Origin of the sequence: Muricauda sp. SCSIO 65647, from assembly GCF_021534965.1 — a bacterium.
In the GTDB taxonomy this organism is placed as follows: Bacteria; Bacteroidota; Bacteroidia; order Flavobacteriales; family Flavobacteriaceae; genus Flagellimonas_A.
In genome coordinates this window covers 2896485-2922314 of record NZ_CP091037.1, presented here as the reverse complement: position 1 = coordinate 2922314, position 25830 = coordinate 2896485, and the positions used below count along the sequence as shown (strand labels likewise).

Here is a 25830-nt window from a genome sequence, read left to right as displayed (position 1 = left end):
TTAACTTTAAGGAAACGATTTTATGCGCGAAGCTGCCTTTGTCAAGCAAAATAAGGAAAAATGGATAGCTTTTGAAAAGGCCATCAACCTCGGCTCCAAAACCGATCCCGACGAACTGGCCGATGGGTATATTCAACTCACCAATGACTTGGCCTATGCACAGACCTATTACGCTGAAAGCAAGACTTTATTGTATTTGAACGCCCTTGCTTCGCAGGCACATCAAAAAATCTACAAGAACAAGAAAGAGAACCGCAATCGAATCATTGATTTCTGGGGATATGAATTTCCCCGGTTTTTCAAACAATACCATGGCACCTTGGGGGTCTCTTTTTTGATTTTTGCGGTGGCCACCGCCATCGGCGCCATCTCGGCATTGAACGATTCTACTTTTGTACGGTTGATATTGGGTGATGCCTATGTGAACGAAACCTTGAACAACATCGCTAATGGAGACCCAACGGCCATTTACAAAAGTGGCAGTGAAATCGGTACTTTTTTGGGCATTACCATCAACAATATACGGGTGGCATTTCTCGCATTTGCCTTTGGCGTCATTACAAGTATCGGAACAGCCTACATCTTGTTCAGCAATGGGGTGATGCTCGGGGCCTTTATCACTTTCTTCTATACCAAGGGTGTATTCTTAGAAGCCAACAAACAGATCTGGCTTCATGGAACCATTGAGATCTCGGTCATTATCATAGCAGGTTGTGCGGGCCTTATCATGGGCAATGGCATTCTTTTTCCCAAGACCTTTTCAAGACGGGTATCATTCATGAAAGGTGCCAAAGATGGGCTTAAAGTGGTCGTCAGCACCATTCCCTTTTTCATTATAGCAGGGTTTATAGAGGGGTTCATCACCCGATACTCCGACATGCCCAATTGGCTTGCTTTTACCATTATTTGGGCTTCGTTGACCTTGATAATATTTTATTATGTGCTATACCCTATACTATTAAATAAAATAGATGCAGAAAAAATACATAGAGCTTAGAGTTAACCGTGATTTTGGCGATATCATCACCACCTATTTTGATTTCTTCAAGCAGAACATCAAAAAGTTCACCAATGTTTTTATCAGCTATAATGGTGTTTTTTTGGTCGGGTTGTTGATTGCGAGCTACCTGCTTGTCTCAGGATTCATAGGCATGATCGCATATGAAAATAACGCAGGTTTCAATAATACCGTGGGGCTCGATGAAAAGTACGTCATCTATATGATTGCTGGCGGAATCATTTTCTTCGTCATTTTTTTGATGGTCGGGGTATTGAATTACGGTTTGGCCACCAGCTATATGATTTGCTATGAAGAGAACAAGGGCCAAAGTTTTGAGAAGAAAATTGTTTGGGAGCATACCAAGAACCGCCTTGGCAGTATCGTTGTTTTCGTACTGTTGTTGATCCTTGTTTTTCTTGTGTTCATGGTTGTAGCCATCGTTTTGGCGTTTATTCCTCTGTTGGGGCTTTTTGCCCAGTATATCATCCAGTATTTCATGGTTTCTTGGCTCGGGGTCTCTTTTTTCAGCATGCTAGAAGAGAATCGTGGTGTCGGTGAAGCCTTGAGCGAGGGCTGGCGCTTGGTCGTTGACAATTTCTGGAAAGCCATTGGTGTTAACTTTGTAATGGGATTGCTGTTGGGCATTTTGATCATGTTGACCATGGTAGTACCGGGTGTGTTGGTGGGCATCTATACTTTTCATGTGGTCGAGAACAATGTCGATTACGCTTCTTCAATAGTGGCGACTGTGGTATATACCTTGGGAACCTGTCTTTTTCTGGTCATTTCGGTATATGGCCAGTGCCTGACCCAATTTGTGAACGGTATTCTCTATTATGCGCTGCATGAAAAAACATATAACCAGAACGCCCGTAGCAAAATTGAACAAATAGGAAGTACCCCTGAGTGAAAAATTTACTGCCCTATATCATACTGCTCTGCTTTTTTTCGGTTGGATTTTCCCAAACGAAACAAGACTCCATTCCCATAGACACCAACTCAGAATTGGTGGAGCGGAAACTCCCAGATGACCTTGACCAACGCTATCAGGGGGAAGAATTCGATTATGAGATCACTACCGGAAAGGCCCAAAACCTTCTGGGCAGATTCTTGAACTGGTTGGGCCGTATTTTACGGAACACCTTTGGTATTGAGATCTCACCGCAAACCTTTAAAATAATGGAATATATTATTTACGGTCTTATGGGGCTGTTGGTCATATTTTTATTGATAAGGGTTCTCGTAAACGAAAAATTCAATTCCATTTTTATAAAAAAGGCAAAACCCATTATTGACATTGACCTTTCTGAGCAACATATCGAGAATATAGATCTTGATGCGCTTTTGAATGAAGCCCTTGAAAAAAAAGAATATCGTATGGCCATTCGATATCAATATTTGAAAATCTTAAAACGTCTTTCAGAGAAAGGATTGATCGATTGGCATTTCGAAAAGACCAATAGCGATTATCAAAGAGAAATCGAGAAACCCGAAATCAAGGCAAGGTTTAAGGAAGTATCGTATATCTATGATTATATCTGGTATGGTGAACAAGAAATCGATGGGCAAAAATATCACACGGCCGATGCACTGTTTGCTATCTTATCAAATAATTTGAGGGATTGATGGACAAGCGGTCAAAAGTCATATTGGGTATTTTCTGCATGGTCGTGGTCATCATTGTCATTACCGAAATTGTTCGGCCCAAACCCATCAATTGGCAACCATCATATACAGCTTCTGACAAAATACCTTTTGGCGGCTATGTGCTATATAATGAACTCAATCGGCTTTTCAACAACGGTGAAATCAAAACCGTACAAGAAAGCGTCTATGATGTCATGGTCAGGCGTGATACCACTGAACGGTCAAATTATCTGTTCATAAATGATTTTATTTATTTTGACCAGCAAGAAAGTCATCAGCTGTTGAACTATGTCGATAAGGGCAATGATGTGTTCATCGCCACCAATCAATTGAATGGTGTGCTCGCCGATTCTTTGAACATCTACACAGCCACTGATTATACTATCAAAGAAGACACCATAGCCTTCGATTTTACCAATGCACTGCTCAAAGGAAAGAAGTTTGAATATGCCAAGGGCATCTACAAATGGCGGTTTACCAGTGTTGACACTGCGAACACCATGATCTTGGGGCATATAACTTATACTTGGAAAGACCCATTGGCCGAAAAACCAGATGAGCGGCGTCGTTTTCCGAACTTCATCAAAACCAGCTTTGGAAAGGGAAACTTTTATGTAAGCACGGTTCCCGAGGCGTTCTCAAATTATTACATGCTAAGGGGTAATCAAGATTATGCGGTCAATGCTTTTTCATATTTGGGCGACCATACGTTATACTGGGACGATTATAAAAAATCAGGAAGGGTCATTATCGATTCGCCCATGCGCTTCGTACTCAACCAAGCCGCCTTGAAATGGGCCTATTACCTAACCATGATCGGTATATTGCTCTTCGTCATCTTCAGGGCCAAACGCGAGCAGCGTATCATTCCGGTAGTCGAGCCATTAAAAAATTCATCTGTCGAATTTGCACAGACAGTAGGTGCCCTCTACCATCAAAACAAAGATTTTACAGATCTCATCAACAAAAAGATCAACTATTTTTTCGAATACTTGAGAAGCCACTATTACCTCGACACCAATCATCAAATAGAAAAGTTGGTACATGAGTTAGCGGCCAAGTCGGGCAAAAGTCTTGAAGAGGCCAAAAACTTGATGGAATATATCCAATACCTAAAAAATAAAACCACGCATAGCGAAGTTGAGAGCATCGAGCTCAACAAAAAAATAAGCGCATTCAAAAATTAATTATGGAAGAACAAAACCCACAAGAGGAATCGTTGAAATTCAATCCCAGAATTGACCTTGGCAAACTGCAAGAGGCCGTGGCCCAAATTAAAGGTCAGATCGGTAAGGTGATCATAGGGCAACAGAACATGATCGAGCTGTTGATCATTTCAATATTGGCCGACGGGCATTCACTTATAGAGGGTGTACCTGGCGTTGCGAAGACCATCACCGCCAAATTATTGGCCAAAACCCTTAACGTAGGCTTCAGCAGAATACAGTTCACACCAGATTTGATGCCCAGTGATATTTTGGGCACATCGATTTTCAATGTCAAGACGATCGAATTTGAGTTCAAGAAAGGCCCCCTGTTCTCAAACATTATTCTAATCGATGAAATCAACCGCGCACCGGCCAAGACACAGGCCGCTCTTTTTGAAGCGATGGCCGAACGCCAGATTACCATTGACGGACTCGAATTTGATATGGAACCCCCATTTTTGGTGTTTGCCACACAAAACCCGGTCGAGCAAGAAGGCACTTATCGCCTGCCCGAAGCACAGCTTGACCGTTTTCTATTCAAAATCAATGTGGAATACCCCTCCCTAGAAGAAGAAATACAAATTCTTGAATCAAAGCACGAACAAAAAAACAGAAATCCTGAAGAATTGATAAAGTCTGTATTGACCGCAAAACAAATTGCCGAATACCAAGAGACCATTAAAGAGGTCATCGTTGAAGACAATCTGATGAAGTACATCGCCAGTATTGTCAATAATACCCGTACCAATGCCAATCTATACCTAGGGGCCTCACCAAGGGCCTCCATCGCTTTGATGGATGCCTCAAAGGCCATGGCGGCAATAAATGGTCGTGATTTTGTCACACCTGACGATATCAAAAAAGTAGCCTACCCAATTTTGGGCCATCGTATCATTTTGACCCCTGAACGTGAAATGGAGGGTATCACCACCGAAAAAGTGGTGCAGCAAATCGTTGAAGGCATCGAAGTACCACGATAATATCTTTTTCATTGAGGCGTATTTTTAAACATACCTATCTACGACAACGATTCTTCATTGTTCTCATCACCATTGTTTTGGGTTTTTTGGCATCTTTTATGGTAAAAGATGTTTTTGGCGCCTTTAAGATTCTCTTTTACCTTTTTGTATTGCTGCTTATCATTGATTTGTTGTTGCTGTATGGCTCAAAAGGACAGTTGGTGGGCAAGCGATTGGTGCCCGACAAGTTATCGAACGGAGACGAAAACCAAATTGAAATTGAGCTTTCAAATGAATATTTATTTCCCATTGGGGTAAAAATCATTGATGAGATTCCCTTTCAATTCCAAAAAAGGGATTTCGGCCTGCAAAGTCATTTGGTTTCTGCCGAAAGCAAATCATATGCCTATACACTGCGGCCCACTGAAAGAGGGGTTTATTCTTTCGGAAACCTAAATGTCTTTGCTTCTTCACCAATAGGGCTTATTGCTAGAAAATATACCTTCGACAATGCCCATGAAGTGCCCGTATATCCATCCTTCCTGCAACTTAGAAAGTATGATTTGATGGCTTTTACCAATCGTCTTTTTCAATACGGGCTCAAAAAAATAAGGCGTATTGGCCATACCATGGAGTTTGAACAGATCAAGGAATATATTCCCGGCGATGATATTCGTAATATCAACTGGAAAGCCACAGCGAAAAAAAACCAATTGATGGTGAACCAATATCAAGATGAGAAATCGCAGCCCATCTATTCGGTCATCGATAAGGGGCGAGTGATGAAAATGCCGTTCGAGGGCCTCAACCTGCTCGACTACGCCATCAATGCTACTTTGGTCATCAGCAACATTGCCATCAAAAAACATGATAAGGCCGGTATGTTCGCTTTCAGCAACAAGGTTGAAAATCGGGTGGTGGCCGAACGGCGCAGTTCACAGATGAATCTGATTCTAGAGACCCTGTACAATCTACAGACCAATTTTGTGGAAAGCGATTTTGGTAGGCTGTATGTTGATATCAAAAGAAATATCGGCCAACGGAGCCTATTGTTGTTATATACAAATTTTGAGACCTTGGATGCCTTGCACCGCCAAATGGGATATCTTCAAGCCATTGCCAAGCAGCACTTACTGGTCGTCATCTTTTTTGAGAATACCGAGCTTACTTCGTTTGCCGAGAAAAAGGCTGAGAACGTACGCCAAATTTTCGAGCAGACCATCGCAGAAAAATTTGTCTATGAAAAGAAATTGATAGTCAACGAATTACAAAAACATGGCATCCAGACCCTCTTGACCAAACCTGAAAACTTGACCATCAATACCATAAACAAGTATTTGGAAATTAAGGCAAGAGGCTTATTGTAAACCAGCTTTTGCCATCTCAGACAACCCCAACTGGGTCAATGGGGGCAAATCATCAAAACCGTCCAAAGCAGAAGAGATTTGGGCTTCATATTGAAAAGTAGCTTCTGAAAAATTGACCGTCAAAGCCTTTCGTTTCTGTTGGCGTTTTCTATCAGTAAAGATGTCGATGGTGAACCCTACGGTCATGCCCCCTAGAACGGTGGCCAGAAGGTCTTCATTGTCCCACCCATTTTCGCGTTGCCCTGCATCGACCGCTTCTTTGGCCAAACCGATGGCCAAGCTGCCTCCCACCGCTCCGGCAAACGTCCAATAACGGTTGCCATCAGAAGCCTGTTTGGCAATGCCCGCACCTGCAAGACCAAACAGGTTACCACCCAAAAAATGGAGGGCCTTGTCACGATCTATTTGGGCACTTAGGTTGGTGGCGACCAAAAACGCTATTAGGGCAATGGTTTTTTTCATCTAACGGTAAAGGTAACAAAAGTCGATGTACTTGAGGTTTTTGAAACGTCGCCACACTACCCTCTTTCCTTTTTTAAAAAGTCATCACAATTGCGATCGATCACAATTCGCAAGCGGTTACTTCGCGACATTCACCGAACGGGTCTCACGAATCACGGTGACCTTGACCTGCCCGGGGTAGGTCATATCGGTCTGTATTTTCTGTGAAATCTCAAACGATAGCTCTGCCGCCTTATCATCACTGACTTTTTCACTTTCGACAATGACCCTAAGTTCGCGTCCGGCTTGAATGGCATAGGCCTTATCAACCCCATTGAAGCCCAAAGCAATGTCTTCAAGGTCTTTCAATCGTTGAATGTACGAGTCAAGTACTTGTCGACGGGCACCAGGGCGCGCACCACTAATGGCATCGCAAACCTGTACAATGGGTGAGATCAGGGTGGTCATTTCAACTTCATCGTGGTGGGCACCGATGGCGTTACAGACCTCTTTTTTCTCTCCATATTTCTGCGCCCACTTCATACCAAGAATGGCGTGTGGCGTTTCGGTCTCTACCTCAGCTACCGGTACCTTACCGATGTCATGTAATAGTCCGGCGCGTTTGGCAAGTTTGGCATTGAGACCAAGTTCGGCCGCCATCACTCCACAGAGTTTGGCCACCTCACGTGAATGTTGAAGCAGGTTCTGCCCGTACGATGAGCGATATTTCATTCGACCAACTGCCTTTATCAGTTCTGGGTGCAGGCCATGAATTCCTAAATCTATGACGGTACGCTTACCTATTTCAACAATTTCCTCATTGATCTGCTTTTCGGTCTTTTTGACAATTTCCTCAATTCGAGCTGGATGTATTCGACCATCGGTTACCAAACGGTGCAATGACAACCGAGCCACTTCTCTTCGCACTGAATCAAAACACGACAAAATAATGGCCTCTGGGGTATCATCAACAATTATTTCAACACCTGTGGCTGCTTCTATGGCCCTGATATTACGTCCTTCACGACCGATGATCCGACCTTTGACATCATCTGATTCAAGATTGAATACGGAAACACAGTTTTCAACCGCTTCTTCGGTACCTATTCGCTGAATGGTGTTGATGACTATTTTCTTGGCTTCTTGTTGAGCGGCCAGTTTGGCTTCTTCCAACGTATTTTGAAGATAAGCCATTGCATCGGTCTTGGCAGTCTCTTTTAGGGACTCGAGCAATTGGGCTTTTGCATCCTCGGCCGAAAGCCCAGATATGACTTCTAACTGTTGTACCTGGCTTTTGTGCAGTTTTTCGAGCTCAGATTGCTTTCTTTCGAGAATTTCGCTTTTGTGCTCTACCTCTTCGATCTGCTTTTCAAGCTGCTCGTTCAACCGCTTTTTTTTGCCCAATTCGCCGCTGATCTGTGATTCTTTATCACGACTGCGCTTTTCGGCATCAGCAATTTTCTTGTTCTTGTTAATGATTACTTTCTCATGCTCAGCTTTGAGTTCCAAGAATTTTTCACGTGCTTGGAATATTTTGTCTTTCTTAATGTTCTCACCTTCCTTTTTGGCTTCCTTAACAATGTTGGCAGCTTCCCTTTTGGCATTGGTCATGGTCTTGGTCGCCTTACCCTTTTCAAGGGCTTTGGCAATGGCAAACCCTATTGCCAATCCGATCACTGCCACTATTGCAATGATGATATAGTTGTCCATTTTGGTTTACGTTTGATTATAAAAAAAGCCCACATTGGAAGAAGTTCTGTGCAAACTCCTAATGACAGGTTTAGGGCTAACAGATTGCTCAAGTATCCCTATACGAGTAGGGCCCGCTTTTACAATCTAAACTCACCCTTTTTAATTATAATTCTGTTGAGTTTGTCAAAAAATATTTACCAATGTGGGCAGTAACAATATATATTTTAAAGAACTTATTCAGAAACAGCATCTGACCGCAACGTCACCAATTCATCAAGCGCCTTTAAGCGCTCTAGGGCCGCTTTGGTATTCTCAGAGCGGTCTATGCCACCCTGCTCTATTTTTGAGGCAAACTGCAATGCGCACATGGCCAAAACATCTTGCTTATCCCGCACTGCATAGTTCTGCTCAAATTTCTTTACTAGACTTTCGATGTTTTTAGCGGCCTTTCTAAGCCCTTCTTCTTGCCGTGGGTCTATCGTCAATGGATATACCCTGTCGGCAATCGAAAGCTTGATCTTGAGCTTTTCCTCCATTTTCATGTTTCGACACTATTCCGCTAAATGGGCGATACATTGGTCCAGTTCGCGAATCAGTGTGTTTATTTTGAGTTTTGCCTCGGTTTTATTTGTATTACCACCCAGCATTGAGCTTGCCATTTTGAGCGATTCATACCGCTCTTTCCATTCATTGATGGCCGCAGTGGCAACTTCACGTTGCTGTTCAAGTTCGGCCATCTGATTCTTTAGCTTTGTATTTGCCTTATTGAGCACTTCCATTTTGTGCAGCAACCTGCTTACTTTGTTCTCTAAAGAATCGACTATCTCTACAAGTTCGCTCATATGCAAACTTCAATGCGTTTCAAACAAAGTTAACGAACCTACGCCAACCTGACAATATTTTTCTTGCATATTGCCTTTATGCCATTGAAAACCAGCATCGGCCCGCCATACTTTTTTCAAAATCACCTGCATTGATTACTTTCGTACGGAAATTGCCCCCATATGATGCGATTGCTTTTTCTTTTTGTATTGACCTTGAACACTTTACCTCTTGTGGCACAATACAAATACCCCAAAGATTCTTTTCAGTCCCCAATGGGTATTCCCTTGATACTTGCGGGCACCTTCGGTGAGCTGCGCTCAAATCATTTTCATGCAGGCATTGACATTAAAACCCAACTACGCCAAGGGTTACGGGTCTATGCCATTGGTGAGGGTACTGTTACACGAATAAAAGTGTCACACTGGGGCTACGGAAAGGCCTTGTATGTGGCACATCCGAACGGTTTTACCTCGGTTTATGCCCATTTGCAGAAATTCTCGCCAGAAATCGAAGCCTATGTAAAAAAAGAACAATACCGAAAAAAATCATATGAAATAGAATTATTTCCTGAATATGGGGAGCTGAAAGTCGAAAAAGGCAACGTCATTGCCTTTACTGGAAACACGGGGAGCTCTTCAGGACCCCACTTGCATTTTGAGATCAGGAGTAGCATCTCTGAAAAACCCACCAATCCACTTTTATATGGCTATTCGGTACGCGATGCGACCAACCCAACTTTAATAGGGCTTTTTGCCTATCCTTTATCTGAAGGGGCATTGGTCAACCAAAGTGAAAAAAAAATGCAGTTGAATTTCAACAAACAACCAGACGGCTCTTTTTTGGCTGACAAAGTAACCGCCTCTGGTACCATTGGTTTTGGCTTCAATGCTTTTGATCGTCAAGATCTGGCCGCAAACAAGAACGGTATTTTTTCGATGGAGCAGAAAGTCAATGGCCGTACCATTTCCTCTTATGATTTCGAGACGTTTTCATTCGGTGAAACACGGTATATCAATACGCTCATCGATTATGCCCATTTTGGCAAGTATCGACAGCGCGTACAAAAATGTTTTAAAGAACCCTCAAATTTTTTGAGCATCTACAAAGATGTTTATAATGATGGCAAAATCGATGTCAAAGAGGGACTGTCATATCAAGTTGAGCTGAACATAGCCGATATTGAGGGCAATGAAATAAAAGTGATCATTCCCGTCGAGGGTAAAAAGGAAATTGCAAAAATCAAAAAAGACCAACAACAGACCAAACATTATGTCATCGCCCAAAAGCCCAACAACTTTGATCTGGGGGTCGCCAAAGTATATTTTCCCGCAAATACTTTTTACGAGGATTTTTACATGGACCTAAAAAAGGGAAAAGACACGGTCAACATACACGACAATACCGTAGCGGCCCATCGTAACTTCACTGTTACTTTTGATGTTTCAAAGCATTCTGAAGCAGAAAGGAAACAATTGTTCATCGCCCGGTTAGATGAAAAATCAAAGCCAAATTATGCGAGAACGTACAAACGCAACAATACGTTTACCACCAGAACACGCAACTTGGGTCGCTATACATTGGCCAAAGACACCATTGCCCCTACCATAAAGGCCAGAAATTTCAAAGACCGCCAATGGTTGAACAATTATCGTTACCTCAGCGTTCAAATCACCGATGATCTTAGCGGTATCAATACCTATGACGCTTACTTGAACGATGAGTGGATCTTGATGGAGTACGAACCCAAAACCAAGACACTCACCTATAACTTCGATGACAAAATAGCCGAAGAGACACAATGTGAGCTTAAAGTCATCGTTACCGATAATGTAGGCAATTCAAGTACCTTTGAGCGTACTTTCTTCAGAAAATAGCACGTGTGTCGTAAAAAATCAGTATTCATATTTTTTCTTTTTGTTGGCACATGGTTCACCCATTCACAAAATGCAACAATTACCGGTATCGTATTGGATGAAAACAATGTGCCCCTTTCTGATGTGAACATTTCATCGGCTACATCGGGCACTACCACAAACCCAAACGGTTTTTACCTTTTACAAGTGGTCGCTGACGTAGAGAACACCATTACTTTCTCTCATGTCGGACACGAGAACATTGTGCTCGAAGACCTGATATTGAACACTAATGAGACTTTTGAGTTCAATCCGGTGATGAAAGTCGACGTAATACAAATCGATGGGGTCGAGATATCGCCCACGGGAAGAAAAGAGCTTGAGGGCATTGAAACCCTTTCACCTGAGGTGGTCAGAAACATTCCCGGGGCCAATGAGGGTGTTGAAAATGTGCTGAAGCTTTTACCAGGGGTATCTTTCAACAATGAACTGAGCACCCAGTACAATGTGAGGGGTGGCAGTTTTGAAGAAAACTTGGTCTATGTCAATGAAATAGAGGTATACCGACCTTTTTTGATTCGTTCGGCCCAACAAGAAGGCCTTAGCTTCATCAACAGTTCAATGGCTAAGGATATTGACTTTTCTGCCGGTGGTTTTCAGGCAAAATATGGTGACAAACTATCATCTGTTCTCGATATTACCTATAAAATCCCCACCTCATTTTCGCTACAGGCAGATGCAAGCCTGCTCGGTGCGGGCATTACCCTTGAAACCCTATCTAAAGATAAGACCCTCAGCAATATCACTGGGGTGCGCTATCGTTCGAATGCCCTTTTCATAAACAGTCAACAGACCCAAACCAATGTGAGACCGATTTTCCTTGATGCCCAAACCTATTTTTCTTATGGCATCTCGAATAAGCTTGAGCTAAATTTCTTGGGAACCCTATCACTGAACGATTACCAAAACCGTCCGTTGACCAGACAGACCAATTTTGGCACCATCAACGAGCCTAGGGCATTGGTCGTTTTTTATGAGGGACAGGAAGATAATCGTTTCACTACTGCCTTAGGGGCATTGAAAGCAGATTTTAAGCTAAATGAAAAAGTCAATTTGAAACTGATAACCTCTGTATACCATACCATAGAAGAAGAGTTTTCAGATATCATCGCATCATACGAACTCGCAGAGGTTGACAATGACCTAGGAAGTGAGGATTTAGGAGAGCCCATCAATTCAAGGGGGCTGGGTCGTCAAATCAATAGGGCAAGAAACCAGTTGGATGCCCTTATTTTTAACATATCGCATCGAGGGAAATTCAAAAAAGGCGAAAAACTGGTGCAATGGGGGCTCAAATACACCCACGAAGACATCAGGGATCAACTACGTGAAGCCGAATTCATCGATTCGGCAGGGTTTTTCATCAGGCCGCCCCGGCCCGATTTTACCAACAACCAGCCCGAAGTGCCCTTTACGGCAGATATTGTACCCTTTGAAAGTGCACAGGCCGTCAATTTTGCACAGACCGATCGTATCTCTAGTTTTCTGCAGTACGGCCAGCACGGCAAATGGGGCCGTCATGATATTTATTTCAATTTGGGCGTGAGAGGCCAATTTTGGACTTTGAGAGGTGAGGGGTTCGAGAGCAACAATCAATTTTTCGTGAGTCCGAGGGCACAATTCGCCATAAAGCCTGATTGGCAGAATGATATGCTATTCAGAATGGCCATTGGCAATTATCAGCAACCGCCCTTTTACCGTGAGCTTCGTGATAGAAATGGAAACATCAATCCAGAGGTAAAAGCACAAAAATCATGGCATTTTGTATTGGGCAATGAGTACAGTTTCAAATTATGGGGAAGACCCTTCAACCTACATAGCGAAGTGTATTATAAATCATTGACCGATGTAAATCCGTTCACACTCGAAGATGTGCGCCTACGGTATGCAGCGGCCAATAATGCCGAGGCCTATGCCTATGGTATCGATTTCAGGCTCAACGGTACTTTTGTGCCAGGTGCCGAATCGTGGATAAGTGTGGGGTATTTGAAAACCGAGGAAAACATTGAAGATCGTGGTTACATTTCTAGGCCCACAGATCAACGTCTTAAATTTGCGCTCCTTTTTCAAGATTACGTGCCCACGGTTCCTGACCTGAAACTCTACATGAACCTTGTTTACCAAACTGGGGTGCCCGGTGGCTCGCCCAACTATGCCGACCCCTATGAATTTCAAAGCAGATTGAGGGATTATAAAAGGGTCGATTTGGGAATTTCCTATATTTTTGCCGACAAGAACAAGGGGCTTTCCAAAATTGGAGAGCGTAAACTGAAAGCGCTTAGTGCCGGTTTTGAGATTTTCAACTTGTTCAACAACCAAAATTCCATCACCAATACATGGGTACGCGATATTGATAGTCAACGGCAGTTCGCTGTTCCCAACTTTTTAACGGCACGAATTTTGAACTTAACGGTCAGTGCACGATTTTGATGAAATCAATGAAAAAGATTCTTTTTTTTCTGTTTTTGGCGATACATGTCGCCTGGGCACAGAAAGACATTTATGAAAGTCCGAGATTTGAGGAACTTAGCCAAGACCATGAACTTTTGGCGATACTTCCTTTTGTCACAAATCTCGATTTGAAAGAGCGGGTAGATGGCCAAGAGCTTAAACAGCTGGCGCAGCAAGAGGGCTATGCGGTACAAAATGCCCTCGAAACTTATTTTTCAATCCGAAAGAAAAGAAAAAAATTCAACGTCGATTTTCAAAACACCGACGACACCAATGCGATTTTAGCCAAAGAGGGCATTACTTATGAAAATCTTGACGTCTACACAATCAAAGAACTGAGCGAAATACTGAATGTAGATGGCATCATCAGTGGCAGTCTGAACCTAAATATATTGCTTTCTGAAGGTGTGCCCACCAATTTCAGCCTGTTGGATTATTTTAATGGAAATGCCAACTACGGGCGAATAGGCATCAAAATCAGTGATGCTCAGACAGAAAAGCTTCTTTGGAAATATGAAAAGGAAATCACCAAAAAGACGGGCAAGAATACCAACGAACTTATTGACAGAATGATGAAACAGGCTTCTAGAAACTTTCCGTACGACCGGGAAAAAAAGCGGAAAAGAAAAAAAGATCGCTAGCTTTCGGCAAACTCTTTCAACACCCTGACAACATAATCCAACTCTTCTTTGGTGTTATACTTGGAAAAAGAAAATCGTAGTGACGGTTTCTCCAGTTCTTCTTTGTTCAAAATTTCAGTAAGTACATGCGAGCCCGCGTTACTTCCAGATTGACAGGCACTGCCTTTTGAACAGGCAATACCCTTTAAATCGAGATGAAAGAGTAGCATCAACGATTTCTGCCTATCGAACGGCAGGCGTACATTGGTCAAGGTATAGGTGCTTTTTTCTAAGTTGCCAGAGAGCCCGTTGAACTCGATACCCGGTATCTCGGCCTTTATCTTCTCAATGAAGTGTTTTTTCAAACCCAACACATAGGCCTGTTCTTCACCGAGATGGTCATAGGCAGCGACAAATGCCCCTTCTAAACCGACTATGTTATGGTATGGCTCTGTGCCTGCTCGATACCCTCGTTCTTGGGCACCGCCAACAATTAAAGGTTTCAAGCCAGAATTTCTTCTGATGAAAGCAAAACCAACACCTTTGGGTCCATGAAACTTATGCGCAGCCGCGGTCAAAAAATCAATGGGAGTCTTTTCGAGATCCCACTCATAATGACCAATAGACTGTACCGTATCAGAATGTAGCAAAGCACCGCTTTCTTTGCAGATTTGTGCGACTCGATCAATATCGATCAAATTACCGATTTCATTGTTGACATGCATCAAGCTGACCAATTTCTTCGAATCATCTTGCCCAAGAAGAGTGGCCAAATGTTCGATATCTGGGTTACCATCAGTATCCAAATCCACAAAAACCTGCTTCGTACCATATTCTTTTTCAAGTTCTTCAGCGGTATGCAATACGGCGTGGTGCTCAATCTTTGAAGTAATAATGGTCGTCACCCCCAAATCGCGTACAGCACAACGTAAAATCATATTGTCGGCCTCTGTACCGCCCGAAGTAAAGATGATTTCTGATGGCTGCGCGTTAAGGTACTTGGCAATGGTCTTTCTAGCCTTTTCAATGGCTGTCTTTGCCGATCGGCCAAAACTATGCGTAGACGAAGGGTTTCCATAGCAATTCACCAGGGCTTCTTGCATTTTTTGAATTACTTCATCCCTGACACGAGTAGTGGCCGCACTATCAAGATAGACTTTTTCCATGTCAACCCAAACGTTTTAGAGCATGGCAAATGTAACCGAAATAAAGTTAATTTCTTCAAAAATGAATACCTCTATCGAAGTAGGTCAATTCGAATTGCCTTAAATTTGGAGCCATGAAAAAATTTGCCTTTACCTTGCTCGTTGTACTATTGGTTTCATGCAGTGATGGTGACCTGCAAATCGAAACCATAGATTTTGATGATGTTGCTGTTAGTAATTGTGACAATTTGACCGAAGACACCCAACTTCTCTTTAAAATAAATGATGCCGAAGCCCTCATTCTTACCTTACAGTCAAATGTTTTGAAAAATGGTGTTCTAGACGGTAGCACAGTAACGACTGAGAGTTCCATACCCAATCAATCAAAACTGGTATACCGCGTTTTTTCAGACAATGTATCAAGCGGTTATTTCTGTGATGACATACCACCTGTGACACCTACCGTTACAGAAGAAGTAGAGGCTGGAGATGGATTGGTCACCATTGAAACCACTGTAAACGCTGACAGTACGGCATACAACCATACCATAACGCTAAGTGAAATCACTTTGGTCAATGACCAAGGAGAACGAATTACCGATTTGACTATCAACGAATTTGGTGAAATAGCCACCCCGATCAACTAAGGGTTCTGAAAAATGTAGACCTCAGTGGCCCCGAGACCATATTTTTGATAATCGGCATCATAGAACCTTAGGTTGCCATACTTTTTAAAAAGATAACTGAGTTCTTCTTTGAGCACCCCTTCACCGACCCCATGAATAAACACCACTTTTTGTATTCGTTTTCCGATGGCAAACTCTAACTGTCTTTTGGCGGTCTGTAGTTGCAAGTCTAAAATGTCAAAGGTGTCGAGCCCTTTAGTGGAAGGCACTAATTTTTCAATATGCAAATCGACCTCAAGCTTGGGAATATTACGTTCTTTTCGCTTTTTTTGGGGAGGTCTTTTCTTTTTTGCTGCGTCTTTTTGTGATTTCACTTGGGCTATCTCAAAATTGGTCACTGAAATAGAATCATCGACCTTCACCAATTGGGTAGCCTCAAATTCCATCATAAAGCCATCTTCCATCTCAACCGTTATCATAGATCCTTTAATATCGATTACCGTGGCCCGTAGCGGTTCATCAAGTAGTTCAACACTGTCGCCAACCCTAAAATCTGCCAATTTTTGTATCCTTTTATTTAAACAGTACCAAAAATAATAGTATTTTAATCCCCATAAACCACTAAAGTCCATGTGTACGTTCTGTACTGCTCTTTTATTGCCCGGCAAAGATTTGATGCTGCCCTGTATGAGCAAACAGATTCTTGGTTTTGACTGTCCGGGCTGTGGTCTACAACGTTCGTTCTTTTTATTATTGGAAGGTGACTTTTCAGGCGCATTTCAAATGTACCCTGCCATCTATTTTCTTTTGACATTGTCTATTTTTTTGATTGCCAATAAGTTATTTTCCATCAAATATGCCAATCAAATCATTATTGCCTTGGGCATAACAAGTGTGGCAACCATATTGGTCAGTTATATCATCAAACTTTTATCATAAATCATACCATGGAACAACAAAAATTACCAAACGTCACAACAGGTCTTATCTTGGGAATTGTCTCTTTTGTATGCTGTTGCGTAAGCTCGGGCATTGGCGGAATTTTAATGTCAGGCATCGCTTTTTTTCTCTTGAGAAAGGATGAAAGAACGTATGCTTCCAATCCAGAGCTATATTCCAATTACAGTCAGCTCAAAACGGCTAAAATCATTGCCATAATCGGATTGGTTGTTGGTGCGATCACTCTAATCTGGACTATCTATTCCATCCAGAAAATGGGAGGTATCGATGCATACATGGAACAGGTGAAACAAATCATGGAACAATACGGAGAGTAGAGCAATAACCGACAAATTTTTTTCTCATGGAAAACAACACCAACAAACCACCAAAACCAGATAATTATTTGGTATGGGCCATTTTGAGCACTGTTCTGTGCTGTATCGTAACGGGCATACCCAGTATCATCTACGCCTCAAAAGTGAATGAGGCCTATGAAAGGGGTGAATACGACAAAGCACTTGACTCATCTAGAAAAGCTAAGAATTGGGCCATTGCCGGCCCTTTGATCGGCGTGGTCTTTTGGATAATATACATAGCCATATTCGGTTTGGCCTTTTTGGGAGGGCTGGGCAGTAGTTCTTTTTAAAAGTCTTTTTCTATTTTTTGGGAGCATTGTTTCTTGCGACAATGCTCCTATTTCATTGACAAGACCCAAATCTCCTAAAAGCAATACCAACGGTCGTATTGCGTTTAACGTCACAAGATGCAACAGAGAGATAACCATCGCCCAAAGCCCAATGATTATCTGGCATTGGCCATCATATCAACAATTCTTTGTTGCCCGCCAACAGGCATAGTAAGCATCATTTATGCGACCAAAGTAAGTGATGCCTATTACAGAGGTGCCTATGAAGAAGCCGAAAGAGCCTCAAAGAGCGCAAAACTTTGGGGATTGGCCGGTATCATTTTGCCCTTGGCCTTTTTTATGCTCTACATCATTCTTGAAATAATCTTGGGGCTGGCCTTTTTGGGCTTGTTTTTTGGTGCCATATTTGCTGGTGGTGAAAATGTCCAATAAACATATATATATCTTCGCATTCGTAGTACTTCTATTGGTGGTACTGGTCTATTATGTACTGAGCCCAGAGAAATATGATCCTTTTTTTCCAAAATGTCCCGTTCACATGGGATTGGGGATTTATTGTACCGGTTGTGGAAGTCAACGAGCGCTTCATGACCTTTTTCATCTCAGAATAGCCGATGCATTCTCACACAACTTCTTGCTGATACCCTCTCTTTTGCTGATTGTTTTTCACTGGGTCGTAAAAGTGTGGTATCCAGAAAAAAAGACCTTCCTACAAAATAGGAAGGCCCCCTTGATCATCTTGGGTGTTTTTATATTGTTTACGATCCTCAGAAATATTGATAGGCCGCCTTTCAACTATCTGGCTCCTTAATTGGCCACTTCACTGATGAACTTCAAACGGTACAGCCGAAGTTCTTCATCTTCGTAATCGCCATCGAATTCTTGCATGGCCTCATCAATACTATCGGTCTCGGCCTCTAAAAAATAATCGTGTATCTCTTCTTGCTGGTCTTCGTCCAAAACCTCATCGATCCAATAATTAATGTTCAGTTTGGTACCGCTGAACACAATTTGTTCCATCTCTTTGATCAGTTCGGGAATTTCAAGACCCTTGGCCGCGGCAATGTCATCTAAGGGCAGTTTTCTATCCACATTCTGAATGATGTACAGTTTGAGTCCTGAATTGGCCCCTGTACTCTTGACCACCAAATCATCAGGTCGCATCACATCATTCTCGTCCACATATTTGGCGATAAGCTCAACGAACGGGCGGCCATACTTCTTGGCCTTGCCCTCACCCACCCCATGTATATTCTGTAGTTCTTCAATACTTATGGGATATTTCAAGGCCATGTCATCCAAAGAAGGGTCTTGAAATACCACAAAAGGTGGCACTTCCAACTTTTTTGCTTCCCTTTTTCGCAAATCTTTCAAGACCGCCAATAATTTCTCATCGGCAACCCCACCTGCCGATTTACTGGCCGTAATGATGCCATTATCATCATCATGGTCATAGACATGGTCTTTGGTCATCATAAACGATTGGGGATTCTCTAAAAACGCCTTGCCCATGTCTGTAACATGAAGTATGCCATATTGTTCAATATCTTTTCGTAGCAAACCAGCGACCAATACTTGTCTTATCAGGGCTTTCCAGTAGTGTTCATCTTTATCTGAACCGATTCCGAAAAAATCTTTTTCATCTGCCTTATGCGAAGAAATGAGGGCATTGACCTGACCGACCAAGGTTTTCACAATTTCTTTGGTCTTGAATTTCTCGTGGGTGCCCTGTACCGCTTTTAAAAGTTTGACCACCTCGCCTTTGGCCTCTTCCTTAGGTTTGGGATTTCGGGTATTATCATCCATATCGGCACCGGCACCGTTCACCTCATCAAACTCTTCTCCGAAGTAGTGCAATATGAATTTTCGTCGCGAAATGGAGGTTTCAGCATAGGCCACGATTTCTTGCAATAGGGCATGCCCTATCTCTTGTTCTGCCACTGGCTTGCCCGACATGAACTTTTCAAGCTTTTCGACATCTTTATATGAATAAAAGGCCAAGCAATGCCCCTCGCCGCCATCTCGACCTGCACGTCCTGTCTCTTGATAATAGCTTTCAATACTTTTTGGAATATCATGATGAATCACAAACCTAACGTCGGGTTTATCGATACCCATACCAAATGCAATGGTGGCGACCACCACATCTACCTCTTCCATCAAAAACATGTCTTGATACTTCGAGCGGGTCTTGGCATCGAAACCAGCATGATACGGCACTGCGCTAATGCCGTTGACCTGTAACACCTGTGCCAGTTCTTCAACACGTTTTCGGCTCAGACAATAAATAATACCGGATTTTCCTGCATTTTTCTTTACAAACCGTATGATATCGGCATCAACATTCTTTGTTTTGGGCCTTACCTCATAAAACAGGTTCGGTCGATTGAACGAAGCCTTGAAAACTTGTGCATCGCCCATACCCAAATTCTTCAAGATATCTTCTTGTACCTTTGGGGTCGCCGTAGCTGTTAACGCCACAATGGGTATGTTGTCTCCCAGACGATTGATGATGCTTCTCAGATTGCGGTACTCAGGTCTAAAATCATGACCCCATTCCGAAATACAATGGGCTTCGTCAACGGCTACAAATGATAATTGTACCGATTGTAGAAAATCGACATATTCTTCTTTGGTAAGTGACTCGGGAGCAACATACAACAGTTTTGTAGTACCGATAGAGATGTCGCTCATCACCTGTTTCACCTCTGATTTGGTCAGTGATGAATTCAGTACGTGGGCAATACCATACTCAGCTGAAATACCTCGAATCGCATCAACCTGATTTTTCATTAGGGCAATCAATGGTGAGACCACAATGGCCGTACCATCTTTCAGGAGTGCCGGCAGCTGGTAACAAAGTGATTTTCCGCCACCGGTCGGCATGATAACAAATGTGTTATCGCCTTTTAGCACATTGCTTATGACACCTTCCTGTAATCCTTTAAACTGGGAAAAACCAAAGTATTTTTTCAGGGCAGTCTGTAAATCATTCTTTGTCAGCGCCATACATTTAGTTTGATAATAACAGTAGGTCAATGCTCTGTTAGCCTTATTACTATGGTAAGAGAATATTTCAAATTCAATGCCAAAGAAGCGTTCTTTTGAATTTTATAACAGATTGTTTACTTAATTTTGTAAACTAAATATAAGACATTCTTTCAGGAAAACCATCAGAAAACCCAAGAAATACCTTGAACGACACACAATCCATTTTATCCATCGCAAAGCGAACCATAGAAACCGAGGGAGGGGCCATAAAAAACTTGGTAAACCTATTGAATGAACAATTTGCAGGAGCTATTGAAAGCATCTTACAATCAAAGGGCAGGGTAGTGATATCGGGTGTGGGCAAAAGTGCGCTCATTGCTTCAAAGATTGTGGCCACTTTCAACTCTACGGGCACTCCCGCCATATTCATGCACGCTGCAGATGCCATTCATGGTGACTTGGGCACGGTACAAAAAAATGATGTGGTCATCTGCATTTCCAAAAGTGGCAATACCGAAGAAATAAAAATGTTGATTCCCTTATTGAAAAGAGGGGGCAACAAATTGGTGGCCATTACCGGCAATATGGATTCTTATTTGGCAAAACAGGCTGATTTTGCCCTGAACACTTATGTTGAAAAGGAAGCATGCCCGAACAACCTGGCACCGACCACCAGTACAACGGCACAATTGGTCATGGGCGATGCACTGGCCATCAGTCTCTTGGAACTTAGGGGCTTCAGCAGTGACGATTTTGCAAAATACCACCCAGGGGGTTCTTTGGGAAAACGCCTCTACCTAAGGGTTGCCGATATTGTGGGCAACAACCTAAAACCAAAGGTCGATATCGACTCTAAGGTGAAAGAGGTCATTGTCGAGATTTCTGAAAAAATGCTCGGGGTCACCGCGGTTACCCAAAATGATAAAGTGGTGGGCATCGTTACCGATGGTGACATTCGAAGAATGCTCAACAAATATGACAATATCAGTACGCTTACCGCCAACGATATCATGACCTCAAACCCAAAAACAGTAGCCCCCAATGTACTGGCCATCAAAGCTTTGGAAAGTATGCAGGAAAAAGAGATTTCTCAGCTTTTGGTAATGGATGGTGATCGATATGTGGGAGTTGTACACATTCATAACCTTATCAACGAAGGAATTCTATAATGGCCAAGGTAGAAAAAGATCCCAATGAGATGTCATTTCTAGACCATTTGGAAGAACTGAGGTGGCACTTGATACGTTCTACATTAGCTGTTGTCATTGTGGGTTGTGTTGCTTTTGTAATGCGGGGGTTCATTTTTGACACCGTACTATTCGGCCCCAAAAACCTAGATTTCCCAACCTATCGATTCTTCTGTAACATTGCCACTTTTTTCAATATTGAATCTGAGTTTTGTGGAGATAAATTACCCTTTACCATTCAAAGCCGTCTAATGGCTGGGCAGTTCTCAGCCCATATTTGGACTTCCATCTGGGCAGGGGTCATCATTGGTTTTCCCTACATACTTTGGGAATTATGGCGGTTCATTAGTCCTGGGTTATATGAGAAAGAACGAAAATATTCCCGCGGCTTTATTCTTACGGCCTCACTTCTTTTCTTTCTCGGAGTGCTTTTTGGGTATTATGTAGTGGCCCCCCTATCGATAAATTTTTTGGGAACATACCAAGTAAGTAAAGAGGTTACCAATGAAATAGATTTGGCCTCTTATATAGGTACCGTAAGGGCAGCGGTAATTGCCTGTGGTATCATGTTTGAATTGCCCATCGTGATTTATTTCCTCACAAAAGTTGGCTTGGTTACCCCAGAAATCCTGAAAAAATATAGAAAGATAGCTCTAGTGCTGGTCTTGGTACTTTCGGCCATCATTACCCCGCCTGATGTCGCAAGTCAGATCGTGGTCGCGGTTCCAGTGCTTGTTCTATATCAAATCAGTATTTACATTTCAAAACTCGTAATCAAACGAGAGGCCAAAAAAGAACAAAAAAATGCCCAATAGTGTAGAAGAGTTCAATGCATACCGTTCAAGAATGAACGAAAAATTATTGGCGGATGACAATAAAGTCATCAAGCGGATTTTTAATTTGGATACCAATGCTTTTTTGCCCGGTGCCCTAGATGCCAAGACCAAAGAACTATTGGGTTTGGTAGCCTCGGCCGTACTTCGGTGCGATGATTGCGTAAAATATCATCTTGAAAGTTGTAGAAAACAAGGTGCCAACACCGATGAAATCATGGAAACCTTGAGCATTGCGACCCTCATCGGAGGCACCATCACCATTCCGCATTTGCGGAGGGCCTATGAATATTGGGAAGAATTGCGAGAACAGAAAGCCTAAAAAATTCAAAAACCCAAAGCTGTACTTCGACAATATGTGTAGTTTTGGCAGACGCTGATGAAACTACTTGCAAAAAATATCATGAAAGCCTATCGCGGCCGTAAGGTGGTAAAGGGCATTTCTTTGGAAGTGAACCAAGGAGAAATCGTGGGGCTTTTGGGCCCCAACGGTGCTGGTAAGACCACTTCATTCTACATGATAGTCGGGTTGATAAAACCCAATGGCGGACGGATATACCTCGACGATATGGAAATCACCGATTTCCCCATGTATAAAAGGGCGCAACATGGTATAGGGTACTTGGCACAAGAAGCATCTGTTTTCAGAAAGCTCAGTATTGAAGACAATATCATGAGCGTATTGCAAACTACCCAACTGAGCAAAAAAGAGCAGCACATGAAGATGGAGTCGCTCATCGATGAATTCGGTCTGGGGCATATTCGTAAAAATAGAGGTGATTTACTCTCAGGAGGTGAGCGGCGGCGTACTGAAATTGCCCGGGCCCTGGCCACCGATCCAAAATTCATTTTGCTCGATGAACCTTTTGCGGGAGTTGACCCGGTGGCAGTTGAAGATATTCAGCGTATCGTTGCCCAGCTGAAGAACAAAAACATCGGCATCTTGATCACCGACCACAACGTACAAGAGACATTGGCCATCACCGAACGTTCATATCTTATGTTCGAAGGCGGTATCTTAAAAGCAGGGGTTCCCGAAGATTTGGCCGTTGACGAAATGGTCAGAAAAGTATATCTGGGGCAAAACTTTGAGCTTCGAAAGAAGAAGCTTGATGTATGACCTCACGCCCTTTTGGCCGCCAAAGAAGCCAAAATATAGAACACGATAATCAAAGGAATGGCCAAAAACTTCATGGTCAATAGCATAACAAGGCTTCCTATCAAAAAAAGATATTTTACCGCATTATCCTTAAAACTGAAATTTTCGAATTTTAAGGCAAAGAGTTTGATTTTTGAATTCAGTAGAAAACTGCTCAACAGTGTCACTCCGATTAAAAACCATTCATTCAAAATGATACTGTTCAACACATCATTGTTCTGATAAATCAATATCAAGGGAAATGATAAAACCAGCATTGCATTTGCCGGTGTGGGCAAGCCCAGAAAAGAGGTCGCTTGGTCTTCATCAATATTAAAATTTGCCAATCGATAAGCCGAGGCCAGTGTAATCAAAAATCCAAATAGGGGCAGCAAACCTATTTCGGTGTGCACACCAAAAAAATCGAGGTTCCACCCACCCTTTTGAGCCATTGTCAGCAGTTGAAACATGACAATACCGGGTACCAATCCGCTCGTGATCATATCGGCCAATGAGTCCAGTTGAACACCCAGCTCACTTTTTACCTTGAGCATTCTGGCCACAGATCCATCCAAAAAATCAAAGAAAATGCCCAAAAACACAAATAGTGCAGCGAACTCTAATTGGTTCAATACGGCAAAAAGTGTAGCTATACATCCTGAAAAAACATTGAGAAGGGTGATAAAGTTGGGTATATGCTGTTTCATTCTCGGATCGGTTTTTCGTAAAAATAAATTAAAAAATGAACTATGTGGCCCATGGCCGTACCGCATATTGTATTTATTCAGATATTTGGCTTCGTTATGGTAAGAAACCTTTCTTTGCTGGTTTGTCTGCTTTTTTCGGCAATCAACATTGCACAGATACCCAGACTTTCTGAAGATGCCCAGATCAGTGTATTGACCTGTGGTTCTGGTGATGAGTTGTACGCTACTTTTGGCCACACTGCATTCAGGGTACAAGATTCGGTTTTAGGCCTTGACGTAGTGTATAACTACGGCACCTTTGACTTCAATCGTCCCAATTTCTATCTGAATTTTGCCAAAGGCCATATGGTCTACTCTTTAAGTAGAACACGTTTTGCGAATTTCTTGGTGGAGTACGAGACCGATAAGCGATGGATCAAAGAACAGATCCTCAATCTATCACGGGCCGAAAAGAACCAGTTTCTACGTTTTCTTGAGAACAATTATCGCCCTCAGAATCGAGACTATCTTTATGACCCGCTATTTGATAACTGTTCGAATAGGGTAGCAACGATACTGAAGAATCTTTTTGGGGAAAAGATCGTCTTTGAAGATACCCATCTTGATAAGCGGTACACTTTTAGGGAACTTATCATGCAGCACTTGCATTGGAACACATGGTCGGCCTTCGGAATCAACCTTGCCTATGGTGCGGTAGTCGATAGAGAAGCCACTGCCAATGAACATATGTTCTTACCCTACTACGCAATGTACCAATTGCAAAACACCTTGAAGGATGGAAAGCCACTGGTACTGCGAGAGCGTGTTATACTTGATTACGATGAGCATGGTAAGCGAAGCTTTTTTTTGACCTCACCCCTATTCTGGTTCGGATTGCTATTTATGTTTGTCGCTGCCATCACCTATCTCGATTACCGCCATGACCACAAAAACCCTTGGATCGACATTACCCTTTTCATCATATCTGGTGCCATTGGGTTCTTCATCTTATTCTTATGGTTTTTTACCAATCATTCTGGTACCGGCAACAATTTAAATGTGCTGTGGGCCATGCCCTTGAATCTGATTGTCGGATTTATTCTTTTATTCTCAAAGAGAGTACCCGACTGGTTCACCAAATATCTTTGGTTTGCTTTATGTGCATTGGCATTGCTTATATTGGTCTGGATATTCAGTATTCAGCTGTTCTCACCGGTAATTATACCCCTTATGCTGGCTTTGGGCGTTCGTTATTGGTTTTTGTTACAATGGGAAAAAAAACGATAATTGCCCTTATTATTTCGAGATTATCACATTTACCCCTATTTTTAAGTAAGCTGCGCCTTGGAGCAATCCCGATAACTATCGGTAGGTGGCACGGGGCGTTTACGGTAAACAACCTTATTTATTTCGATGCGGGCATCGAAGCAACTTGCCTGACAGCAGTCAGGTCAAAATTTCGATTATCGAGCAAAGACTATGACCATGGATACCATTTACATCGTTCTTATAG

28 protein-coding genes and 1 other RNA gene are annotated in these 25830 nt (G+C 42.5%); 20 read left to right on the top strand and 9 right to left on the bottom strand.

Going from position 1 to position 25830, the window contains the following annotated elements; translation table 11 throughout:
* Positions 1–22 precede the first annotated feature (22 nt).
* The 6 genes from L0P89_RS13100 to L0P89_RS13075 are packed head-to-tail and all read left to right on the top strand — an operon-like array spanning position 23 to position 6181.
* The gene (locus L0P89_RS13100) at positions 23–997 is read left to right on the top strand and encodes a stage II sporulation protein M (protein WP_235265569.1); all 975 of its coding nucleotides are present in this window, start codon (positions 23–25) and stop codon (positions 995–997) included.
* Positions 972–1910 (top strand): hypothetical protein, encoded by a 939-nt coding sequence (locus L0P89_RS13095; protein WP_235265568.1) that lies wholly within the window; start codon positions 972–974, stop codon positions 1908–1910. The genes L0P89_RS13100 and L0P89_RS13095 overlap by 26 nt, the downstream gene beginning before the upstream one ends.
* The gene (locus L0P89_RS13090) at positions 1907–2626 is read left to right on the top strand and encodes a DUF4129 domain-containing protein (RefSeq protein WP_235265567.1); all 720 of its coding nucleotides are present in this window, start codon (positions 1907–1909) and stop codon (positions 2624–2626) included. Before L0P89_RS13095 ends, L0P89_RS13090 begins: the two co-directional genes overlap by 4 nt.
* Complete coding sequence (locus tag L0P89_RS13085; RefSeq protein ID WP_235265566.1) at positions 2626–3834, top strand: DUF4350 domain-containing protein; 1209 nt, start codon at positions 2626–2628, stop codon at positions 3832–3834. Before L0P89_RS13090 ends, L0P89_RS13085 begins: the two co-directional genes overlap by 1 nt.
* A 2-nt stretch (positions 3835–3836) precedes the next feature.
* Entirely contained in the window at positions 3837–4835 is a 999-nt protein-coding gene (locus tag L0P89_RS13080) for a MoxR family ATPase (protein WP_235265565.1), read from the top strand.
* An 11-nt stretch (positions 4836–4846) separates the two neighbouring features.
* On the top strand, positions 4847–6181 hold the full coding sequence (locus tag L0P89_RS13075; RefSeq protein ID WP_235265564.1) for a DUF58 domain-containing protein: 1335 nt from the start codon (positions 4847–4849) through the stop codon (positions 6179–6181).
* Here L0P89_RS13075 and L0P89_RS13070 read toward each other — a convergent pair.
* The 5 genes from L0P89_RS13070 to L0P89_RS13050 form a co-directional block, all read right to left on the bottom strand.
* On the bottom strand, positions 6173–6643 hold the full coding sequence (locus L0P89_RS13070) for a hypothetical protein (protein WP_235265563.1): 471 nt from the start codon (positions 6641–6643) through the stop codon (positions 6173–6175). The two genes, L0P89_RS13075 and L0P89_RS13070, sit on opposite strands and share 9 nt — an antisense overlap.
* Before the next feature lie 117 nt (positions 6644–6760).
* The gene (gene rny, locus L0P89_RS13065; RefSeq protein WP_235265562.1) at positions 6761–8332 is read right to left on the bottom strand and encodes a ribonuclease Y; all 1572 of its coding nucleotides are present in this window, start codon (positions 8330–8332) and stop codon (positions 6761–6763) included.
* A gap of 52 nt (positions 8333–8384) precedes the next feature.
* Positions 8385–8494, bottom strand: a non-coding RNA gene (ssrS, locus tag L0P89_RS13060) — 6S RNA.
* A 53-nt stretch (positions 8495–8547) separates the two neighbouring features.
* Positions 8548–8850, bottom strand: coding sequence for a cell division protein ZapA (locus tag L0P89_RS13055; protein WP_235268041.1), 303 nt, complete (start codon positions 8848–8850; stop codon positions 8548–8550).
* 15 nt (positions 8851–8865) lie between these two features.
* On the bottom strand, positions 8866–9156 hold the full coding sequence (locus L0P89_RS13050; RefSeq protein ID WP_235265561.1) for a hypothetical protein: 291 nt from the start codon (positions 9154–9156) through the stop codon (positions 8866–8868).
* Positions 9157–9318: 162 nt separating this feature from the next.
* Between L0P89_RS13050 and L0P89_RS13045 the strand changes: the two genes are divergently transcribed.
* The 3 genes from L0P89_RS13045 to L0P89_RS13035 are packed head-to-tail and all read left to right on the top strand — an operon-like array spanning position 9319 to position 14144.
* The gene (locus L0P89_RS13045; protein ID WP_235265560.1) at positions 9319–11013 is read left to right on the top strand and encodes a M23 family metallopeptidase; all 1695 of its coding nucleotides are present in this window, start codon (positions 9319–9321) and stop codon (positions 11011–11013) included.
* Positions 11014–11016: 3 nt separating this feature from the next.
* Positions 11017–13482: a TonB-dependent receptor plug domain-containing protein gene (locus L0P89_RS13040; protein ID WP_235265559.1), complete on the top strand. Its 2466-nt coding sequence runs from the start codon at positions 11017–11019 to the stop codon at positions 13480–13482.
* Positions 13483–13490: 8 nt separating this feature from the next.
* Positions 13491–14144: a hypothetical protein gene (locus L0P89_RS13035; RefSeq protein ID WP_235265558.1), complete on the top strand. Its 654-nt coding sequence runs from the start codon at positions 13491–13493 to the stop codon at positions 14142–14144.
* On the opposite strand, the gene L0P89_RS13030 is transcribed toward L0P89_RS13035, so the two are convergent.
* Positions 14141–15289: a cysteine desulfurase family protein gene (locus L0P89_RS13030; RefSeq protein WP_235265557.1), complete on the bottom strand. Its 1149-nt coding sequence runs from the start codon at positions 15287–15289 to the stop codon at positions 14141–14143. The two genes, L0P89_RS13035 and L0P89_RS13030, sit on opposite strands and share 4 nt — an antisense overlap.
* Positions 15290–15402: 113 nt before the next feature.
* Here L0P89_RS13030 and L0P89_RS13025 point away from each other — a divergent pair, with 113 nt between their 5' ends.
* Positions 15403–15915 (top strand): hypothetical protein, encoded by a 513-nt coding sequence (locus L0P89_RS13025; RefSeq protein WP_235265556.1) that lies wholly within the window; start codon positions 15403–15405, stop codon positions 15913–15915.
* On the opposite strand, the gene L0P89_RS13020 is transcribed toward L0P89_RS13025, so the two are convergent.
* Entirely contained in the window at positions 15912–16454 is a 543-nt protein-coding gene (locus L0P89_RS13020; RefSeq protein WP_235265555.1) for a Smr/MutS family protein, read from the bottom strand. The genes L0P89_RS13025 and L0P89_RS13020 overlap by 4 nt on opposite strands.
* A gap of 70 nt (positions 16455–16524) precedes the next feature.
* Here L0P89_RS13020 and L0P89_RS13015 point away from each other — a divergent pair, with 70 nt between their 5' ends.
* The 5 genes from L0P89_RS13015 to L0P89_RS17055 all read left to right on the top strand — a co-directional run bounded on the left by L0P89_RS13015 (position 16525) and on the right by L0P89_RS17055 (position 18293).
* Entirely contained in the window at positions 16525–16833 is a 309-nt protein-coding gene (locus tag L0P89_RS13015; RefSeq protein ID WP_235265554.1) for a DUF2752 domain-containing protein, read from the top strand.
* Positions 16834–16841: 8 nt separating this feature from the next.
* Positions 16842–17171 carry a CCC motif membrane protein gene (locus L0P89_RS13010; protein WP_235265553.1) on the top strand — a complete coding sequence of 110 codons (330 nt, stop codon included), beginning with the start codon at positions 16842–16844 and terminating at the stop codon, positions 17169–17171.
* 26 nt (positions 17172–17197) lie between these two features.
* Positions 17198–17482: a CD225/dispanin family protein gene (locus L0P89_RS13005; protein ID WP_235265552.1), complete on the top strand. Its 285-nt coding sequence runs from the start codon at positions 17198–17200 to the stop codon at positions 17480–17482.
* A 117-nt stretch (positions 17483–17599) separates the two neighbouring features.
* Complete coding sequence (locus L0P89_RS13000; protein WP_235265551.1) at positions 17600–17914, top strand: CD225/dispanin family protein; 315 nt, start codon at positions 17600–17602, stop codon at positions 17912–17914.
* Entirely contained in the window at positions 17904–18293 is a 390-nt protein-coding gene (locus tag L0P89_RS17055) for a DUF2752 domain-containing protein (RefSeq protein ID WP_409557552.1), read from the top strand. The genes L0P89_RS13000 and L0P89_RS17055 overlap by 11 nt, the downstream gene beginning before the upstream one ends.
* Here L0P89_RS17055 and recQ read toward each other — a convergent pair.
* Positions 18290–20491: a DNA helicase RecQ gene (gene recQ / locus L0P89_RS12995; RefSeq protein WP_235265550.1), complete on the bottom strand. Its 2202-nt coding sequence runs from the start codon at positions 20489–20491 to the stop codon at positions 18290–18292. The two genes, L0P89_RS17055 and recQ, sit on opposite strands and share 4 nt — an antisense overlap.
* A gap of 185 nt (positions 20492–20676) precedes the next feature.
* On the opposite strand from recQ, the gene L0P89_RS12990 reads away from it, so the two are divergent.
* Genes L0P89_RS12990 through lptB form a run of 4 tightly spaced genes read left to right on the top strand, consistent with a single transcriptional unit; the run spans position 20677 to position 23613 of the window.
* Positions 20677–21642, top strand: a complete 966-nt coding sequence (locus L0P89_RS12990; protein WP_235265549.1) for an SIS domain-containing protein — start codon at positions 20677–20679, stop codon at positions 21640–21642.
* The gene (tatC, locus tag L0P89_RS12985; RefSeq protein WP_235265548.1) at positions 21642–22475 is read left to right on the top strand and encodes a twin-arginine translocase subunit TatC; all 834 of its coding nucleotides are present in this window, start codon (positions 21642–21644) and stop codon (positions 22473–22475) included. Before L0P89_RS12990 ends, tatC begins: the two co-directional genes overlap by 1 nt.
* Entirely contained in the window at positions 22465–22815 is a 351-nt protein-coding gene (locus tag L0P89_RS12980; protein WP_235265547.1) for a carboxymuconolactone decarboxylase family protein, read from the top strand. Before tatC ends, L0P89_RS12980 begins: the two co-directional genes overlap by 11 nt.
* 57 nt (positions 22816–22872) lie before the next feature.
* Positions 22873–23613, top strand: a complete 741-nt coding sequence (lptB, locus tag L0P89_RS12975; protein ID WP_235265546.1) for an LPS export ABC transporter ATP-binding protein — start codon at positions 22873–22875, stop codon at positions 23611–23613.
* Between the two features lie 2 nt (positions 23614–23615).
* Here the strand turns inward: lptB and L0P89_RS12970 are convergent, their stop codons facing one another.
* Positions 23616–24338: a CDP-alcohol phosphatidyltransferase family protein gene (locus L0P89_RS12970; protein ID WP_235265545.1), complete on the bottom strand. Its 723-nt coding sequence runs from the start codon at positions 24336–24338 to the stop codon at positions 23616–23618.
* A 96-nt stretch (positions 24339–24434) separates the two neighbouring features.
* Here L0P89_RS12970 and L0P89_RS12965 point away from each other — a divergent pair, with 96 nt between their 5' ends.
* Positions 24435–25604 carry a DUF4105 domain-containing protein gene (locus L0P89_RS12965; protein ID WP_235265544.1) on the top strand — a complete coding sequence of 390 codons (1170 nt, stop codon included), beginning with the start codon at positions 24435–24437 and terminating at the stop codon, positions 25602–25604.
* The last annotated feature ends 226 nt before the right edge of the window (positions 25605–25830 follow it).

Coding starts and splice junctions, on each gene's coding strand:
- L0P89_RS13100 (WP_235265569.1), top strand. CDS start 23: ATGCGCGAAGCTGCCTTTGTCAAGCAAAATAAGGAAAAATGGATAGCT.
- L0P89_RS13095 (WP_235265568.1), top strand. CDS start 972: ATGCAGAAAAAATACATAGAGCTTAGAGTTAACCGTGATTTTGGCGAT.
- L0P89_RS13085 (WP_235265566.1), top strand. CDS start 2,626: ATGGACAAGCGGTCAAAAGTCATATTGGGTATTTTCTGCATGGTCGTG.
- L0P89_RS13080 (WP_235265565.1), top strand. CDS start 3,837: ATGGAAGAACAAAACCCACAAGAGGAATCGTTGAAATTCAATCCCAGA.
- L0P89_RS13070 (WP_235265563.1), bottom strand. CDS start 6,643: ATGAAAAAAACCATTGCCCTAATAGCGTTTTTGGTCGCCACCAACCTA.
- rny (WP_235265562.1), bottom strand. CDS start 8,332: ATGGACAACTATATCATCATTGCAATAGTGGCAGTGATCGGATTGGCA.
- L0P89_RS13055 (WP_235268041.1), bottom strand. CDS start 8,850: ATGGAGGAAAAGCTCAAGATCAAGCTTTCGATTGCCGACAGGGTATAT.
- L0P89_RS13050 (WP_235265561.1), bottom strand. CDS start 9,156: ATGAGCGAACTTGTAGAGATAGTCGATTCTTTAGAGAACAAAGTAAGC.
- L0P89_RS13045 (WP_235265560.1), top strand. CDS start 9,319: ATGATGCGATTGCTTTTTCTTTTTGTATTGACCTTGAACACTTTACCT.
- L0P89_RS13035 (WP_235265558.1), top strand. CDS start 13,491: ATGAAAAAGATTCTTTTTTTTCTGTTTTTGGCGATACATGTCGCCTGG.
- L0P89_RS13030 (WP_235265557.1), bottom strand. CDS start 15,289: ATGGAAAAAGTCTATCTTGATAGTGCGGCCACTACTCGTGTCAGGGAT.
- L0P89_RS13025 (WP_235265556.1), top strand. CDS start 15,403: ATGAAAAAATTTGCCTTTACCTTGCTCGTTGTACTATTGGTTTCATGC.
- L0P89_RS13015 (WP_235265554.1), top strand. CDS start 16,525: ATGTGTACGTTCTGTACTGCTCTTTTATTGCCCGGCAAAGATTTGATG.
- L0P89_RS13010 (WP_235265553.1), top strand. CDS start 16,842: ATGGAACAACAAAAATTACCAAACGTCACAACAGGTCTTATCTTGGGA.
- L0P89_RS13005 (WP_235265552.1), top strand. CDS start 17,198: ATGGAAAACAACACCAACAAACCACCAAAACCAGATAATTATTTGGTA.
- L0P89_RS13000 (WP_235265551.1), top strand. CDS start 17,600: ATGCAACAGAGAGATAACCATCGCCCAAAGCCCAATGATTATCTGGCA.
- L0P89_RS17055 (WP_409557552.1), top strand. CDS start 17,904: ATGTCCAATAAACATATATATATCTTCGCATTCGTAGTACTTCTATTG.
- recQ (WP_235265550.1), bottom strand. CDS start 20,491: ATGGCGCTGACAAAGAATGATTTACAGACTGCCCTGAAAAAATACTTT.
- tatC (WP_235265548.1), top strand. CDS start 21,642: ATGGCCAAGGTAGAAAAAGATCCCAATGAGATGTCATTTCTAGACCAT.
- L0P89_RS12980 (WP_235265547.1), top strand. CDS start 22,465: ATGCCCAATAGTGTAGAAGAGTTCAATGCATACCGTTCAAGAATGAAC.
- lptB (WP_235265546.1), top strand. CDS start 22,873: ATGAAACTACTTGCAAAAAATATCATGAAAGCCTATCGCGGCCGTAAG.
- L0P89_RS12970 (WP_235265545.1), bottom strand. CDS start 24,338: ATGAAACAGCATATACCCAACTTTATCACCCTTCTCAATGTTTTTTCA.
- L0P89_RS12965 (WP_235265544.1), top strand. CDS start 24,435: ATGGTAAGAAACCTTTCTTTGCTGGTTTGTCTGCTTTTTTCGGCAATC.